This window comes from Flavobacterium sp. SORGH_AS_0622 (assembly GCF_030818825.1).
Lineage (GTDB): Bacteria > Bacteroidota > Bacteroidia > Flavobacteriales > Flavobacteriaceae > Flavobacterium.
Map to the genome: position 1 here is coordinate 5,023,815 of NZ_JAUTAX010000001.1, position 16,266 is coordinate 5,040,080.

The 16,266-nt window shown below is 33.9% G+C and carries 18 protein-coding genes; 12 read left to right on the plus strand and 6 right to left on the minus strand.

Annotation, left to right across the window (positions count from 1 at the left end; genetic code table 11):
* Positions 1-8 precede the first annotated feature (8 nt).
* Positions 9-1,022 (minus strand): ferrochelatase, encoded by a 1,014-nt coding sequence (gene hemH, locus QE431_RS21555; protein ID WP_057115401.1) that lies wholly within the window; start codon positions 1,020-1,022, stop codon positions 9-11.
* A 334-nt stretch (positions 1,023-1,356) separates the two neighbouring features.
* Complete coding sequence (locus QE431_RS21560) at positions 1,357-2,229, minus strand: AraC family transcriptional regulator (RefSeq protein ID WP_057115402.1); 873 nt, start codon at positions 2,227-2,229, stop codon at positions 1,357-1,359.
* 227 nt (positions 2,230-2,456) lie between these two features.
* On the opposite strand from QE431_RS21560, the gene hemA reads away from it, so the two are divergent.
* The 10 genes from hemA to QE431_RS21610 all read left to right on the plus strand — a co-directional run bounded on the left by hemA (position 2,457) and on the right by QE431_RS21610 (position 10,878).
* Complete coding sequence (gene hemA / locus QE431_RS21565) at positions 2,457-3,707, plus strand: glutamyl-tRNA reductase (RefSeq protein ID WP_057115974.1); 1,251 nt, start codon at positions 2,457-2,459, stop codon at positions 3,705-3,707.
* A 105-nt stretch (positions 3,708-3,812) separates the two neighbouring features.
* Positions 3,813-4,739, plus strand: coding sequence for a hydroxymethylbilane synthase (hemC, locus tag QE431_RS21570; RefSeq protein ID WP_307300162.1), 927 nt, complete (start codon positions 3,813-3,815; stop codon positions 4,737-4,739).
* Positions 4,739-5,404: a uroporphyrinogen-III synthase gene (locus QE431_RS21575; RefSeq protein WP_307300164.1), complete on the plus strand. Its 666-nt coding sequence runs from the start codon at positions 4,739-4,741 to the stop codon at positions 5,402-5,404. Before hemC ends, QE431_RS21575 begins: the two co-directional genes overlap by 1 nt.
* Before the next feature lie 95 nt (positions 5,405-5,499).
* Complete coding sequence (gene hemE / locus QE431_RS21580) at positions 5,500-6,525, plus strand: uroporphyrinogen decarboxylase (RefSeq protein WP_307300166.1); 1,026 nt, start codon at positions 5,500-5,502, stop codon at positions 6,523-6,525.
* Between the two features lie 70 nt (positions 6,526-6,595).
* Positions 6,596-6,958: a hypothetical protein gene (locus QE431_RS21585; protein WP_307300169.1), complete on the plus strand. Its 363-nt coding sequence runs from the start codon at positions 6,596-6,598 to the stop codon at positions 6,956-6,958.
* 24 nt (positions 6,959-6,982) lie between these two features.
* Positions 6,983-7,360, plus strand: a complete 378-nt coding sequence (locus QE431_RS21590; protein ID WP_057115406.1) for a hypothetical protein — start codon at positions 6,983-6,985, stop codon at positions 7,358-7,360.
* Between the two features lie 2 nt (positions 7,361-7,362).
* A complete protein-coding gene (locus QE431_RS21595) occupies positions 7,363-7,908 on the plus strand; it encodes a GNAT family N-acetyltransferase (protein WP_057115407.1) in 546 nt (181 codons plus the stop codon).
* Positions 7,905-8,819, plus strand: coding sequence for an oxygen-dependent coproporphyrinogen oxidase (gene hemF / locus QE431_RS21600; RefSeq protein ID WP_307300172.1), 915 nt, complete (start codon positions 7,905-7,907; stop codon positions 8,817-8,819). The genes QE431_RS21595 and hemF overlap by 4 nt, the downstream gene beginning before the upstream one ends.
* 140 nt (positions 8,820-8,959) lie before the next feature.
* The gene (locus QE431_RS21605; protein WP_307300174.1) at positions 8,960-9,898 is read left to right on the plus strand and encodes a DUF4421 family protein; all 939 of its coding nucleotides are present in this window, start codon (positions 8,960-8,962) and stop codon (positions 9,896-9,898) included.
* A gap of 92 nt (positions 9,899-9,990) precedes the next feature.
* Entirely contained in the window at positions 9,991-10,878 is an 888-nt protein-coding gene (locus QE431_RS21610) for a fructose bisphosphate aldolase (protein ID WP_307300590.1), read from the plus strand.
* A 73-nt stretch (positions 10,879-10,951) separates the two neighbouring features.
* Here QE431_RS21610 and QE431_RS21615 read toward each other — a convergent pair whose 3' ends face one another.
* From QE431_RS21615 to QE431_RS21630, 4 genes are all read right to left on the minus strand, one after another.
* Positions 10,952-12,784 (minus strand): hypothetical protein, encoded by a 1,833-nt coding sequence (locus QE431_RS21615; RefSeq protein ID WP_307300177.1) that lies wholly within the window; start codon positions 12,782-12,784, stop codon positions 10,952-10,954.
* Positions 12,785-12,786: 2 nt separating this feature from the next.
* A complete protein-coding gene (locus QE431_RS21620) occupies positions 12,787-13,419 on the minus strand; it encodes a hypothetical protein (RefSeq protein WP_307300179.1) in 633 nt (210 codons plus the stop codon).
* Positions 13,420-13,484: 65 nt separating this feature from the next.
* Complete coding sequence (locus tag QE431_RS21625; protein WP_307300182.1) at positions 13,485-13,871, minus strand: hypothetical protein; 387 nt, start codon at positions 13,869-13,871, stop codon at positions 13,485-13,487.
* 132 nt (positions 13,872-14,003) lie between these two features.
* Positions 14,004-14,507, minus strand: a complete 504-nt coding sequence (locus QE431_RS21630; protein ID WP_307300184.1) for an SMI1/KNR4 family protein — start codon at positions 14,505-14,507, stop codon at positions 14,004-14,006.
* A gap of 349 nt (positions 14,508-14,856) precedes the next feature.
* Here QE431_RS21630 and hemB point away from each other — a divergent pair, with 349 nt between their 5' ends.
* Both hemB and QE431_RS21640 read left to right on the plus strand, forming a co-directional pair.
* Complete coding sequence (gene hemB, locus QE431_RS21635; protein WP_057115413.1) at positions 14,857-15,849, plus strand: porphobilinogen synthase; 993 nt, start codon at positions 14,857-14,859, stop codon at positions 15,847-15,849.
* Between the two features lie 2 nt (positions 15,850-15,851).
* Positions 15,852-16,250 (plus strand): c-type cytochrome, encoded by a 399-nt coding sequence (locus QE431_RS21640; protein WP_307300187.1) that lies wholly within the window; start codon positions 15,852-15,854, stop codon positions 16,248-16,250.
* The last annotated feature ends 16 nt before the right edge of the window (positions 16,251-16,266 follow it).

The following is a 16,266-nucleotide window of genomic DNA, read 5'->3' on the forward strand; positions in this document are numbered from 1 at the left end:
TTTAATTCTTATTTAGCCCAATCATTAATCCAATTAGAAACTGTCTGGCACCATTCATCATCATCATTCAAACATGGAATTGCCAAGAATTCTTCTCCTCCTTTGGCTTCAAAATCTTCTTTGGCGCGCATAGCGATTTCTTCAAGAGTTTCTAAACAGTCTGAAACGAAAGCTGGTGTGACAACCGCCAATTTCTTGATTCCTTTGGCAGGCATATTATCGATTTCAACATCCGTGTAAGGCTCTAACCATTTGTCACCTGCTAAACGCGATTGAAAAGTCAGACTGTATTTATCTTCTGGAAGTCCCAACAATTTTACAACCTGTTTTGTTGTTTCATAACATTGGTGGCGGTAGCAAAAATCATGTGCAGCCGAAGGTGTATTACAACAAGAACCGTCGATTTTGCAATGTGATTTAGTAACATCTGTTTTGCGGATGTGACGTTCCGGAATTCCATGGTAAGAAAACAATAAATGATCGTAATCAAAACCCACTAAATGTTTCTGAATTGAATCTGCCAAATTCTTGATGTAATCTGGTTTGTTGTAAAATGCTGGAACATCCGTAAATTTCATGTTTGGAAATTTCTTTTTACGGATTTCTTCTGCTTTTACTAAAATAGTCAAAGTTGAAGCCATTGCATATTGCGGATATAAAGGAAAAAGCATTACTTCATCTACACCTTTATCATGCAATTCCTGAAGTCCCTTTTCGATTGTCATGCTTCCGTAACGCATTGCTAATGCAACTGGAACATTTACCAAAGGCTGTACTTTTTTCTGCATTCTCTCAGAAAGAACTACTAATGGAGAACCTTCTTCCCACCAAATTTTCGCGTAAGCGTGCGCTGATTCCTCAGGTCTTTTTCTCAAAATAATTCCGCGAACCAATAATGCTCGTAATAAATACGGAACATCGATCACGTATTTATCCATTAAAAATTCGTCTAAATATGGTTTTACATCTTTTGGTGTTGGACTTTCTGGAGATCCTAAGTTTACTAATAATACGCCTTTCATTATTGTTTTTTTGCTTTAGGCTTTAAGCTTTAGGCTTTAAGCATTGTATTTGTTTTTAAAAATTTCGTCAAAAGTAGAACTTGCTGCTTTTTAGAAATATGATAATTATTACTTTTTAATTATGTTCTTATTTATAAAATTGATTCTCTTAAATCAATCGTTCCTATGGAACGCAAAAAACATTTAATTTTTTTTTCTACCAATGAGATGTTCCTATCGGAACATTTTCACCAAAGATTCATCTTTTTTATGTTCCGTTGGAACATTTAAATATCTACACAGAATAACGTTCCTTAGGAACGTTTGAATTTAGATCTCTAGCCCTACGTCATGCTTAAACATTCGCATTAATTGACATCAAGTATTTTTTTGGAGTTGTGGCAAACTTTTTCTTGAATGCCGCGATAAAGTGACTTCCGGTGCTGTAGCCAATTTTCAACCCCACTTCGTTTACATTATAAGAACCGCTGTCTAAAAGTTTTCGAGCGAAGTCCATTTTGTAATCGAAAAGGAAACCGTAAACCGTGTCGCCGTAAATTTGTTTGAAACCCATTTTGAGTTTCTTCAAATTCAAACCAATTTCATCTGCCAATTCTTGCAATCCTGGCGGTTCGGCCATATTCGCAATGATGATTTCTTTGGCTCTTCGAATTTTCAGAACGTTATCTTCATCAATTAAAAACGGACATTGTTCTGCGTTTGGATCTTCGGTTCTGTTAAAATACAAACTCAATAATTCGTATCCTTTTCCTTTATAATAAAGGTTTTTTATGGATGGATGAAGATTGTAATGAAACAACTGACTCAAAACAATTGCCATCGACGGACTAATATTTCCTTCGTTATAATACTTTTTATCCTTATTATCAGGACTTAGAAAAGTAATATAATCGGCTTCTGCAGAAAACAACGCGTGAAATTTTTTGATGGAAACAATTACAGAAATCACCCAAGAGTTTGGTGCCAATTCTAAATTAAGCGGTAATTCTTTCTGCGGATTATACAAAAGCAGCGATTTTTCTTCTTTCAATTCTAAAGCATAATTGCCTTGATTGAATAAAAATTTGGCGTTGCCTTTTATCCCGAAGTGAAACTGTATCAGGCCGGTACCTATTTCGTGCTGTGCATAAAAAGGCTCAGAACCATCGTTTTGAAAACGAATCAGCGTAAAGTCGTCTTCAATTTTTATAACTTCTTGAGAACTCATAGCGATATTTTTTTTGGACTAAAATCAAACCTCCGTCAAAATGTTATTTAGAATGACTCTAAACAAATCGTTTCAAACGACTTGATTTTGCTACAAAAGTACTGCTTTTTGCATAAAAACAGATGTTTAGAATCAAAAAAACATGCAGCGATACAAAAAGTACTTTCAGCGTTACTTTTATCAATAGTATAGTAATAATTTTGTTGCACTTTTATGAAAGTGAATTTATGGAAAACAATAACGTACCGAAACACCTTTATTTTTACTCAGTTGGTCTGAGTTATAAAAAAGCTGATGCTGAGGTCAGAGGTCAATTTAGTTTGGACGCAGTGGCGAAAACGCGTTTGCTGGAACAAGCTAAAACTGAAGGAATAGAAAGTTTAATTGTCACTTCAACCTGCAACAGAACCGAAATTTATGGTTTTGCAGAACATCCATTTCAATTAATTAAATTGATCTGCGACAACAGCAACGGTTCTGTTGACGCCTTTCAAAAAGTTGGTTTCGTTTATAAAAATCAAGAAGCAATCAATCATTTATTTCGCGTAGGAACTGGTTTAGACAGTCAGATCTTAGGCGATTTTGAAATTATATCTCAAATCAAAACTTCTTTTATCCATTCAAAATCAATGGGCTTAGCCAATGCTTTTATGGAAAGATTGGTTAACGCGGTGATTCAGGCAAGTAAAAGAATTAAAACTGAAACCGAAATTAGCTCTGGCGCAACTTCTGTTTCTTTTGCATCTGTTCAATACATTCTTAAAAATGTTGAGGATATCAGCAATAAAAACATTTTGCTTTTCGGAACAGGAAAAATCGGGAGAAATACTTGCGAGAATTTAGTAAAACATACTAAAAACGAACATATTACTTTAATCAACCGAACTAAAGATAAAGCTGAGAAATTGGCTGGAAAACTAAATTTGATTGTTAAAGATTATTCTGAATTACATTTAGAACTTCAAAAGGCAGATGTTGTTGTTGTAGCAACTGGTGCTCAAAACCCAACAGTTGACAAAGCAATTTTAAATCTTAAAAAACCGCTATTGATTCTGGATTTGTCGATTCCGAAAAACGTTAACGAAAACGTAGAGGAATTAGAAGGCGTAACTTTAATTCACATGGATTATTTGTCGCAATTGACAGATGAAACATTGGAAAACAGAAAATTACACATTCCTGCTGCGGAAGCAATCATCGAAGAAATCAAAGAAGAATTTGTTGTTTGGATGAAAGGCCGAAAATTTGCGCCGACCATCAATGCTTTAAAAGACAAATTGAACGCGATCAAAGCTTCTGAATTAGATTTCCAAAGTAAAAAAATCGCTGATTTTAATGAAGCACAAGCTGAAATCATAAGCAATAGAATCATTCAAAAAATCACTACTCATTTCGCAAATCATTTAAAAGACGACGATACAATGGTCGATGAAAGCATCGAATGGATCGAGAAAGTCTTCAAAATAAAAGCATCTTAAATAAAATTTTAAACCATATAAGTTATATAAGTTCATTTAAAAACTGTGTTTTACCCAAACTACTTAAATTTACTTATATAACTTATATGGTTCAAGAAACATAACATGGCTGAAAAAACAATCAGAATTGGAACTCGTGACAGCGAATTAGCACTTTGGCAGGCACATACTGTCGAAAAGAAATTAAACGACTTGGGTTATAAAACCTCAATTGTTGCTGTAAAATCTCAAGGCGATATTATTCTGGATAAACCGCTTTATGAACTTGGTATAACTGGAATTTTTACAAAAACGCTGGACATTGCCATGATTAATGGCGATATTGATATTGCGGTACATTCTATGAAAGATGTTCCAACGGCTTTACCAAAAGGAATTGTTCAAGCGGCTGTTTTAGAAAGAGCAAATGTTTTAGACATTTTGGTTCACAAAGGAAATGCTGATTTTGGAGATAAACCAAGCACGATTGCAACAGGAAGTTTACGACGCCAGGCACAGTGGTTTAACAAATATCCAAACCATACTGTAGTTGATTTACGCGGAAACGTGAATACCCGTATGCAGAAACTTCAGGATAATGATTGGGACGGAGCTGTTTTTGCCGCTGCAGGTCTGGAGCGCATTAACTTAAAACCTGAAAACTACATTAATTTAGATTGGATGATTCCCGCGCCGGCACAAGGAGCAATGCTTGTTGTAGCAATGGAAAATGATAATTATACGCTTGATGCACTTTCGCAGTTAAATCATATCGAAACTGAAATCTGCACTTATATCGAACGTCAGTTTTTAAGAACTCTTGAAGGTGGTTGTACTGCCCCAATCGGTGCTTTGGTAACTTATAATGAAGATCAAGATACTTTACATTTTCAAGGTGTTTTACTTTCTATTGACGGAAAACAAAAATTAGAAATCAATAAAACAGTCGATATTTCAGAATGGAAAAAATTAGGTTTTCATTCGGCACAGGAGATTTTGAATAATGGAGGAACGGAATTAATGCAAAAGATTAAAGAATCCCTGAAAAAATAATGGCGAAATCAATTCAGATATTATCTACTAAAATATTATCTCCTCTTCAAAAAGAAGAGTTGAAAAAAGGCGGCTTTGATCTAATCGAAGCCGATTTCATTAAAACCGAAAACAAACCTTTCGAATTTAAAAACCTCAACGAAAGTTTAATTTTCACGAGTCAGAATGCTGTTCACAGCGTTTTATCTCATTCCGACTCAGAGCAGTTAAAGAAAAAAAATGTGTATTGCGTTGGCCTTAAAACCAAAACGCTTTTAAGCGATAATGGCTTTAATGTTGTGGCTTACACAGGTTACGCCTCCGATTTGGCCGAAATTATCACTTTAATTTACAGAAATGAAAGTTATACTTTTTTCAGCGGTAACCTTAGAAGAGATACTTTGCCAAACGCCTTAAAAGAAGCTGGAATAGAACTCAACGAAATTCAGGTTTACGACACCTCTTTACAGCCTCAAAAAATAAATACAGCTGTTGATGCAATCTTATTTTTTAGTCCGTCTGGCGTTGAAAGTTATTTGAAAGAGAATACAATTAAAAAAGAAATCTGTTTCTGCATTGGCGATACAACGGCAGAAGCTTTGTCAAAAACAACAAAGAATATCATCGTTGCAGATCAGCCAACAATTGAAGATGTAATTGAAGACGTAATTCACGAATATAAATAATTAAAGCAATAAGCTTTAGGCGATAAAGCCAGAAGCAAAAAATCATAGTTAAAACAGCTTAAAGCCTAAAGCTTAAAGCCTAAAGCAAGAAAAAAATGTTAAAAAACGACCTATTTTTAAAAGCATTAAAAGGAGAAACAGTTCAACGTCCGCCAGTATGGATGATGCGCCAGGCAGGAAGATATTTACCTGAATTTAGAGCTTTACGTGATAAATATGATTTTTTCACGAGATGTGAAACTCCAGAACTTGCGGCCGAAATTACAGTACAGCCAATTCGCAGAATTGCTCCAGACGCAGCGATTTTGTTTTCTGATATTTTAGTTGTTCCTCGTGCAATGGGAATTCACGTAGAATTAAAGGACAATTTGGGACCAATTATTCCAAATCCAATCCGTACAATGGAACAAGTAAATCAAGTTATTGTTCCTGATGTAAATGAAACTTTGGGTTACGTTTTTGATGCTGTTAAATTGACTAAGGAAATGCTGAACGACGAAGTGCCTTTAATTGGTTTCGCTGGTTCGCCTTGGACAATTTTCTGTTATGCTGTTGAAGGAAAAGGCTCTAAAAGCTTTGATACTGCAAAAGGTTTTTGTTTTTCAAATCCAGTTGCAGCGCATACATTATTGCAAAAAATTACAGACACAACAATTTTATACTTAAAAGAAAAAGTAAAATCTGGAGTTAATGCTGTTCAGATTTTTGATTCTTGGGGAGGAATGCTTTCTCCTGTTGATTATCAAGAGTTTTCATGGAAATATATCAACCAGATCGTTGATGCTTTAGCTGAAATTACACCGGTTATTGTTTTCGGAAAAGGATGTTGGTTTGCTCTTGGCGAAATGGGTAAAAGTAAAGCTTCTGCATTAGGAGTTGACTGGACTTGTTCGGCTAGAAATGCTCGTTATTTGTCAGGTGGTAACATTACTTTGCAAGGAAATTTTGATCCGTCAAGATTACTTTCTCCAATTCCGACTATCAAAAAAATGGTTCACGAAATGATCGACGAATTCGGAAAAGACAAATATATCGTAAATTTAGGTCACGGAATTTTACCTAATATCCCTGTAGATCACGCACAAGCGTTTATAGACGCAGTGAAGGAATACGGGCAATAGTTTTAAAGTTCTCGGTCTCGGTTTTCAGTCTCAGCTTTAAAGTTGAGACTGAAATTTAAAATATATAACTATGGAACAAGAAAATGATAATGCTAAAATTGAAAAGATGAGTTCTAACTTCATCGGGTTTAATGTAGTTCTATTGTTTTTGTTCCTTATTTGGTGGTATAATGTAATCAGTACTTTTGCTTTTGGTAATTATTCTCTATCAGGAGAAAAGCAAATGTTTGAAATATTTATCTATACAGCTGGTTCCTTTGTTTTGCCATTACTGTATACTTTTTATATTTTAGCCCATATTGACTATAATAAAATTAAAAATCAATCATCATATTTTAAACTTATTGGATTAGCCTGGCTTCCAACTTTAATTCTTTTAATAAACTTCATTTATCTCCAACTAACTATAGATAATAGGGTATATTTTGAATAAAGAATATAATTAATTTAAATCAAGATGTTAAACAAAGGCCTAAGAGACGAAGAAAGCATTAGAATAGAGAATACTCTAAAGACTTTGCACGCTTTGGTTTTTGTTCCAAAGTTTTGGAATGCTGAAGATACAAGTCTTATCGATGAGCAGTTAAAAAGTTTTGGATTAAGTCTAGAAAGAACAATTGAAATTCCTGAAGAAGAATTGATTATTTTGTTACAGCGATGTCATTTAGACTGGAACCAACAAGAGCAATTTGCAGATATTCTGGTGAGTTTATCTCAGGAAAAGCAATTTGATTTCTTAAGAAAATCACTTGCCATTTACCAATACATCCAACAAGAAAGCAAGGTTTTTTCTTTTGGGATAAATTCGAAAATTACTTCTCTAAAAGACAAATAAAAATGAGTTTTACAGATTGGAAAATAGACCGAATTGAAAATATTCTTCCCGAAGAATTTTATAAATTAATTGATAAGAATAGAAATCATATCGGACACACTTTCCCTGTCACGCTAGCTAATTCTGACTCACCAAAAAATGCCGAAAACTTTATATCGGTTAGTAGAGATAAAGAAAAAAATAGCGAAGGATATTATTTTTACGCAAGAGAAACTGAAACCAATAACCTTATTGGTTATCTGTGTGTAAAAACTATCGATTACCGCATTTCTAAATGTGAATTGGGTTATTTTATCGACGAAGATTTTCAAGGAAAAGGAATTACCTCAAAAATGGTTTCAGATGCACTTGAATTTTGTTTCAATGAATTGAAAATTAATAAGGTTTTCATCTGCACTTCTGAAATTAATCTGGCAAGTCAAAAAATCGCATTGAAACATAATTTTAAACAAGAAGGAATTTTAAGAGACGAATTTAGAAATGGTGATGGCGAATTGCAAAACTCCGTTTATTTTGGACTTCTTAAATCAGAATACACAAAATCATGAAAGATAAATTTTACGCATACATACAACAATTACAAGATCAAATCTGCACTGGTTTAGAAGCAATTGACGGAACTGCAAAATTCCGTGAAGATCTTTGGAAACGTCCAGAAGGCGGCGGTGGAAGAACTCGCGTTATTGAAAACGGTCACGAAGGCTCGGGAGTTTTTGAAAAAGGCGGTGTAAACATTTCAGCCGTTCACGGAAAACTTCCAGAAACGATGCAGAAAATGTTTGGTGTTGGCGAAGCAGATTTCTTTGCCTGTGGATTAAGTTTGGTCATTCACCCGAAAAACCCTATGGTTCCTACTGTCCACGCCAATTGGAGATATTTTGAAATGTATGACGAGTCTGGAAAAGTAATTCAGCAATGGTTTGGCGGCGGACAGGATTTAACGCCGTATTATTTGTTTGAGGAAGATGCAAAACACTTTCATCAAACGTGTAAAACAGCCTGCGACAAACATAATCCAGAGTTTTATCCAAAATATAAAAAACAATGCGATTCTTATTTTTGGAACGCTCACAGAAATGAAGCCCGCGGCCTTGGCGGTTTGTTTTTTGATTATTGCAAAGCAAATGAGCAAATGTCGATGGAAGATTGGTACAATTTCGTAACCGAAGTTGGTAATAGTTTCCTTGAAGCTTACGTTCCGATTGTAGAAAGAAGAAAAAATTTAGAATATACTTCAGAAAACAGAAACTGGCAGGAAATCCGTCGTGGCCGTTATGTAGAATTTAATTTGGTACATGATAAAGGAACTTTATTCGGATTAAAAACCAACGGAAGAATTGAAAGTATTTTGATGAGTCTTCCTCCGCATGTGCAGTGGGTTTATGATCATCATCCAGAAGCAGGAAGCGAGGAAGAAAAATTGCTTAATGTATTGGAAAATCCTATTGATTGGGTTTAATATATTATTTAACACATAGAAACATAGATTTAAACACTTATCTTAGGGGTGATTTTAGAAAATCATAATTTTTCACATACTACTATGTGATTCATTTTGAGTGAAACGTCTTTTTCAAATTATCTAAAAACTATGTCTCTATGTGTTTAAAACTGATTTACATAGCGTTTTTTGCCAGCATTTTGGGTTGTTTTGCTCAAAACGATTCGTTGCATAATCCGTATTTTAAATCTTATGATGATAAAATTACTGTCAGTATTTATTATTTAGATACTTCAAATAGTTTCCAGATTGCTTCGGATGGCCAGGAACCGAAAATATATGTCAATCTAATTCCGAACAGGAGAGAGCAGATTGGTTTTAATTTAAATTATAAAATTATTGATGTTAGTCTTGGTTTCGCTCCTAAATTTTTGGGTGGCAACAAAGGCGATTCTCATTCCAAGAATTTTAATTTCAACACCCGTTTTTATTATAAAAAATGGATGCAGTCGTTTACTTTCATTAATCAAAAAGGATTTTATATCAGCGACAATAATATAAATGCGCAGCTTCCCAATATGCGTACTACCAAAATCGGCGGATCGACATCTTATATTTTCAATGATAAATTCTCTTTTAAAACGTTGGTCAGTCAAAACGAATGGCAGACTAAGAGTTCTGGAAGTTTTATTCCGACTTTCTCCTTTTACTACACCAATTTAGACTTAAACACTCCCGATTCGTCTCCTGGCGATTTCTATGTGTTTACTTTAGCACCTTCTTATTTCTATAACTTTGTCATCAGCGACCGCGTTTTAATTGGTGCTGGAATTGCTTTGGGAGCTGGACTTAATGATGTCGACGGAGATACTTCTGCCTTATATCAAGCAGATTTTAATTTAAAGCTGGCTTATAATAACGATCGTTTCTTTGCTTTCGCAAGTCTTAATACCGTAGGTTTTGCTCAAGACGAAAAAGTCGATCCACGGTTAAATGATAATATTGCTACTTTAAGATTTTCTGTAGGCTACCGATTTGATCCTCCAAAAAAAGTAAAAGAAGTTTACGATAAAGTCAATGATAAAATCGGGCTTTGAGAAATCTCAGACCTTAAAGCAAGAAATACGATAAAAATTGCTTAATTTAACAGGTATTTATTACAAATTAAAATTTCATTATTATGGAAAATGTGAATGAAGACCAATTAAATCGCATGCATTCCGGAAAAGGATTTATCGCGGCATTAGATCAAAGCGGTGGTAGTACACCAAAAGCATTATCGCAATATGGCGTTGAGGAAAGCAGCTACTCAAATGATGAAGAAATGTACACACTTGTACATGAAATGAGAACGAGGATTATTAAAAGTCCTGCTTTTGAAAGTGACTATATTCTCGGTGCGATTTTATTTGAAAATACTATGGACCGTAAAATCGACGGTCAATGGACTGCTGATTATTTGTGGGAGAAAAAAAATATAGTTCCGTTTTTAAAAGTAGATAAAGGACTTACTGATCTTGCCAGCGGCGTACAATTGATGAAACCAATTCCAAATTTAGATGACTTATTGACAAGAGCAGTAGAACGCAATATTTTTGGAACCAAAATGCGCTCGGTAATTAAAGAAGCAAATCCTGATGGGATACGCGATATTGTAGAACAGCAATTTAGAGTGGGTTTGCAAATCTTTAATAAAGGGCTTATTCCGATTATTGAACCTGAAATTGATATTTACAGTGCTGACAAAGAAAAATCTGAAGCAATTCTAAAACAAGAAATCATAAAACAGCTTAATTCTTTAGACAAAGAGGTAAAAGTAATGCTGAAACTTTCTATCCCGACAGTAAATGATTTTTATAAAGAGCTGATATCGAATCCGCATGTGGTGCGTGTTGTGGCTTTGTCTGGCGGATATTCGAGAGAAGAGGCCAATGAAAAACTCGCTCAAAACCACGGATTGATTGCCAGTTTTTCAAGAGCATTATCCGAAGGTCTTTCTGCTGGACAGTCTGATGATGATTTTAATGCCGTACTGGGCAAAACAATCAAAGAAATCTATGAGGCTTCGATCACATAAAAAAATCATTTTATGCTATAAAAAAGCCCGAAAATCTAATTTTCGGGCTTTTGAATTTTTATAATAACCAAGATTATTTCGAAGTCATTTCGTCTGCCAAATCTAATGTTTGTAAAATGATGTTTTTATCAGATTTTAGAGCGTTTAATTTGAATATGAATTTCAATTTATTATCGATTAGTTTCTTTGGCGATTCTGTTGTAATGTCCGAAAACTGAGCCGAAATTTTATTGAATCGAACCAAATCTGATTCTTTTGCATTTTTGCCAAATGCATTTACGGTTTGTGCAATATGCAGTTTTCCGAAGATGTAATTTTTACTCAAATCTTTCTTTGTTTCTTTTACAAAAGATCCTCTTCCATTATTAAAATAATCCATTGTATTGGCAACAACGACAACATCTTTGTCTTTCAGGATAAAAATATCACCATACTCTTTTGTTCCGACAATTTGATAATGATTCCCGTTTTGACTTAATACTTTTTTGCGTACGCCCAATTGCAAAAGTTTGTCTCCAAATGTTGGATGCGTAGAAGTAAAAATTACAGAAAATAACGGAATTGATTTTTTTACTTTTTCTTCCGTCACCGTTTCTTCATAATTTTCGTCGTAACCGTATTTTTTGGTCATTACCTCAACATCTTTCATTCCGTACAAAAACGCGCTTAAATCACCGTCAAAAAGTTTCGCCGTGGCTTCTTCATCAACAATTGTCGTAATCAAATCTGTAATTATTGTAATATCTTCTTTTCCAAATTTTGGATTCTGGAATATTTCGGAAGTTAAAGACGGAAAACTTTCTAAAGCTGCTTTTGTATTAATATGATACGATGCGAAAGCCAATGGCTTTTCAGACGGGAAATAATTAAAAATATTTTTATTGATTTTTCTATCGCTTATTTTATTCACGACGGCTGCAATCTCTTTAGAATATTCAATAACTTCTTCGATTCGGGCATTGTCATTATCAAAATAGAAATCAACATTAATTCCTTTTATAAAATTTCCGAAATTTTTCTGCATCGGCAGGAATTTGTCATAACCGCCAAATATAGCCGTCGGATAATTGTATGCCGAGTACAAACTCGAAATTGCTCCGCCATAATCTACCCAAGACGAAATATCTGCCGACTCGTTTATTTTGGATGAACTTGGTGCAGTAAAACCATTTTCAAATAATGCTTTTATAATTTCACTTTGTTTTTCGGCAAGATTTCGATCAAATTCTGCCTGCTGCAAAGTATATTCTTCATAAGGATTTCCGTCGTACAAATATTCTTCTTGAGCCGAGTTTTCCATTGCTGCAGGTACATCAATTACTATTGGTGCCTCAACAATTTGTACTTCATTTTCTGGAACAGCTGCAGGATCTGTATAACTTTCGTCAGAATAAATAGAATCGGTTACAACTGGCGGCTGTAAATCATAAACATTTTTAGAAAATCGTTTCGTTAATTCTAATACTACTAGATAATTATCATTCCATACCATCGATCTCTTCTTACCTTTTACGGTCAAAACAGAATAATTTCCGAAATCTTCAATTCCCGCAATCGAATCATTGCTGTTGTCGATCTTAAATTCTTTGATTAAAAATTGTTTAAGGGCCTCTTTACTTTTTATGGGAATAGTAACTTGGTAATACGGAATACTATCCATGAAACTTCCATGGATTGTTATTTTCTGATCTAAATGTATCAGCGAAGTATATTTACTGAAATCAAAGTCTGGCTTTTTACTGCTGTATTTGCTTACTAATGGATGATTTAGAACTTCTGAAACACTCACTTTTTTAGAAAGCTGGTTTCCGTTGAATTGTACAAAATAATCGTATTTGGATGTATTGATCTGACCAAAAGTCAAATACGTGGCGAATAATAAAAATAGAGTGTAAAAATGCTTCATAATTAAGGCTTTAATTGGATGGTATTATTCATGAGGGTCGATTTTTTAAGAACACTGTACATACTTTGTTTTAAAAAAACGGTCTTTTTGTTTGCAGAAATTTTACTGTTCGAATTGTTTACAGAAAGAATGTCTTTGTCAAAACTATAAATAGCGATAATGCTGGCTTCTTCAAGGTCTTTCTTTTTCTTCGGGTCGTTTATGACTTTTTCTGGAATTGGATAAGAGGCTATTCTTTCAAAATTTTTGCCGCTTCCGCTAAAGTGAATTTGATCACGCTGATTGTTGATTGTATTAACAACAGCATTTAATGCTTTTAGATTAGCATAATTGAGTTTGATGATGAAAACGTAATTATCAAAATCTGTTTTTGTGGTAACGTTTGAAATTCCTTCAATTTTTGAAGCTTTAGATTTAAAGTCTTCCAGTTTTTGTGCAATTTCCTGTTCGTTTGGGATTTTAACGCCATCGACTTCTTCCAAAAAAATAGCCGATTTGGTTTTAAACCAAGATCGAGAAAAGTCGATCATAAGAGTATATTCGCCACTTTGATCGTCGTGGTGTTTGATTCTTTCTGTTATCTCAAAACAACTTGTTAAGAGCAGACAGCAAAATAAAGCGAGAAATTTCTTCATTTAGCAAATTTAGATGGAAATATTTTAAAAACCTTATTTCTTCTAAATTCTGGCAGTAAAGTTTCTTAAATTGGTCCAATATCTTCATAAAGTGATTTATCATCGATATTATATGCTTCATTATCAAACAACTTCTTCCAAACTAAAATGTAAAAATCTCTTATTGAAATTTGTGTTGGTAGACTAATTTGAGCTAAAGTTTGTTCGTAAGCGCTTTTAAGTTGATAATCTGTCCAGAAATTAATAGCAAATCTAAAACTTTCCTTAAACCTAAATTGCCAAGAAATATCTTCCGTTTTTAATTCTGAAACTAAAAACTCATTAACCAGCTTTTCAATACTTGAAGGATTATTTAAATTTAAGCCTAATATTTCAGAAGGTATTTCATATCCTTCACCCATAAAAGCCCAGAATCTCCAAACATAACCTTCACTGATCTTTCTTGTTTTCATTTATAAAATTTAAGACTGCTTAAAACCCGATCGCGTATATTTGCAATCCGTGCCCGCAATAGTGATTCATAATAATAATTCTCAAAACAAAAAATTAATCTTTGCCGGTACTGATTGCAAAATCTACGATATCTATTCTTCATCGTAAGCATCTCCATAAGACTCAAAATCATCGTCTAACCAAAACCAACAATCTCCATTACTAGAATATAATTTTTCTAACAATTCTGTAAAACTTTTAGCAATTATCATACTTTCATCTGGCGTTGCATGCGTTTCTAGATAACTATCATAGCAATATCCTAAATGAGATTTTCTCAAATCAATACTTATATATTGACCCAATTGTTCAGACTCACCAATAAGATACCATTCATTACTAATGTCTTCTTCTAATTCTTCCCATATTACATCATCTTCTGGATACAACTTCTTATTTGTTGGAGTAAATTCATTTAAAGAAACAATTCTAATTCCATATGGTTTATCAAAAAACAATTCTAGAGAATCATAGTTTTCATAAAAATATTTTAAATCTGAAGGTAATTCCAGATTGTCTTTCAAAAGAAATTCTCTTTTTTCAAGTTTACAATTAAGACTGTTTTTAATAGTTTCTAAAACTTCTATTATTTTCATTTTTTAATTTTTATAATTATTCCTCATTTGTAAATAAGCTAAGCTACAAACATTATGAAATACATCTTTAACCCCGTATTACAATCATTTTTTTTAAGATTTTTCCTAATTTTGCAAATCTACTTCAAATAATAATATTCATCCAAATTTTTAGATAATATTAACTCATTCTCTATTAGCGTAAACTCCTTATTCTGTTCCTTTTTCTTTAACTTTGCAGCACTTTCATAAAAAGTAAAAATCTACAAAAACAAAAAAAGAACAACATCAATTTTAGTAACAAGGATTAATCAATCTGCTTTCAAAATCAGGTCGCAATCTGAAATCTAAAATCTAAATCTAAATTTATATGTTTCCATTACAAAGAAACCGTCGTTTAAGAACCAATGAATCTATTCGTTCTCTAGTTCGTGAAACCAGTTTAAGTCCGCAGGATTTTATGCTTCCTATGTTTGTTGCAGAGGGAAAAGACATTAAATCTGCTATTCCGTCAATGCCGGGAATTTACCGTCATTCACTGGACAACACGATCAAAGAAGTTAAAGAAGCTTGGGATTTAGGTATTAAAGCGGTAAACATCTATGTAAAAGTAAGCGACAACTTAAAAGACAATAAAGGAACTGAAGCTTGGAACAAAGACGGTTTAATGCAGCAAACTATCCGCGCAATTAAAGATGCTGTTCCAGAAATGATCGTTATGCCAGATGTGGCTCTTGATCCGTATTCTATTTACGGTCATGACGGAATTATCGAAAAAGGCCAGTTAATAAATGATGCTACTGTAGACGCTTTAACTCGTATGAGTTTAAGCCATGCAGAAGCTGGTGCCGATTTTGTAGCGCCAAGTGACATGATGGATGGACGCGTTTTGGCGATCAGAAAAGCGTTGGAAGAAAACGGACATCATAATGTGGGAATTATGAGTTACAGTGCAAAATATGCTTCGGCATTTTACGGACCTTTCCGCGATGCTTTAGATTCTGCTCCAGTTGACACACAAGATATTCCAAAAGATAAAAAAACATACCAAATGGATTATGCTAACCGAATTGAAGGAATTCGTGAAGCATTATTAGACGTTGAGGAAGGTGCAGATATCGTAATGGTAAAACCTGGAATTGCGTATTTGGATATTGTCCGCGAAGTAAAAAACGCTGTTCATGTTCCTGTAGCGGTTTACCAAGTTTCTGGCGAATACGCAATGGTAAAGGCCGCAGCAGAAAGAGGATGGCTGGATCATGACAAAATTATGATAGAGCAACTATATTGCATTAAGCGTGCGGGCGCTAGTATTATCTCGACTTATTTCGCAAAAGAAGCCGCAGTTTTATTAAATAAATAAAGATGAGAAAGGTTTTATTTTTAGCTGCCGTTTTAGCGTTTGCCTCTTGTAAAAAAGAAAGTTCTGAGACCAATACCTCAACAACAGAATCGTATTCTGAAGGAGAATCGGCGAAAGCCAAAACTCCAGAAGAACTTGGAAAACAAATTTTTGAAGGAACTGGAAACTGCGTTGCATGCCATCAGCCTGATCAAAAAGTGATTGGACCAAGTATTAAAGAAATTGCCAAAATCTACAAAGATAAAAATGGCGATATTGTGACTTTCTTAAAAGGAAAAGGAGAACCAATTGTCGACCCGAGCCAGTTTGAGGTTATGAAAACCAATTTTGCAATTACGCAGTCAATGTCTGATGAAGAATTGAAAGCTATTGAAGCTTACATTTATAGTAATTTGAAATAACAGCACAATGATGTTC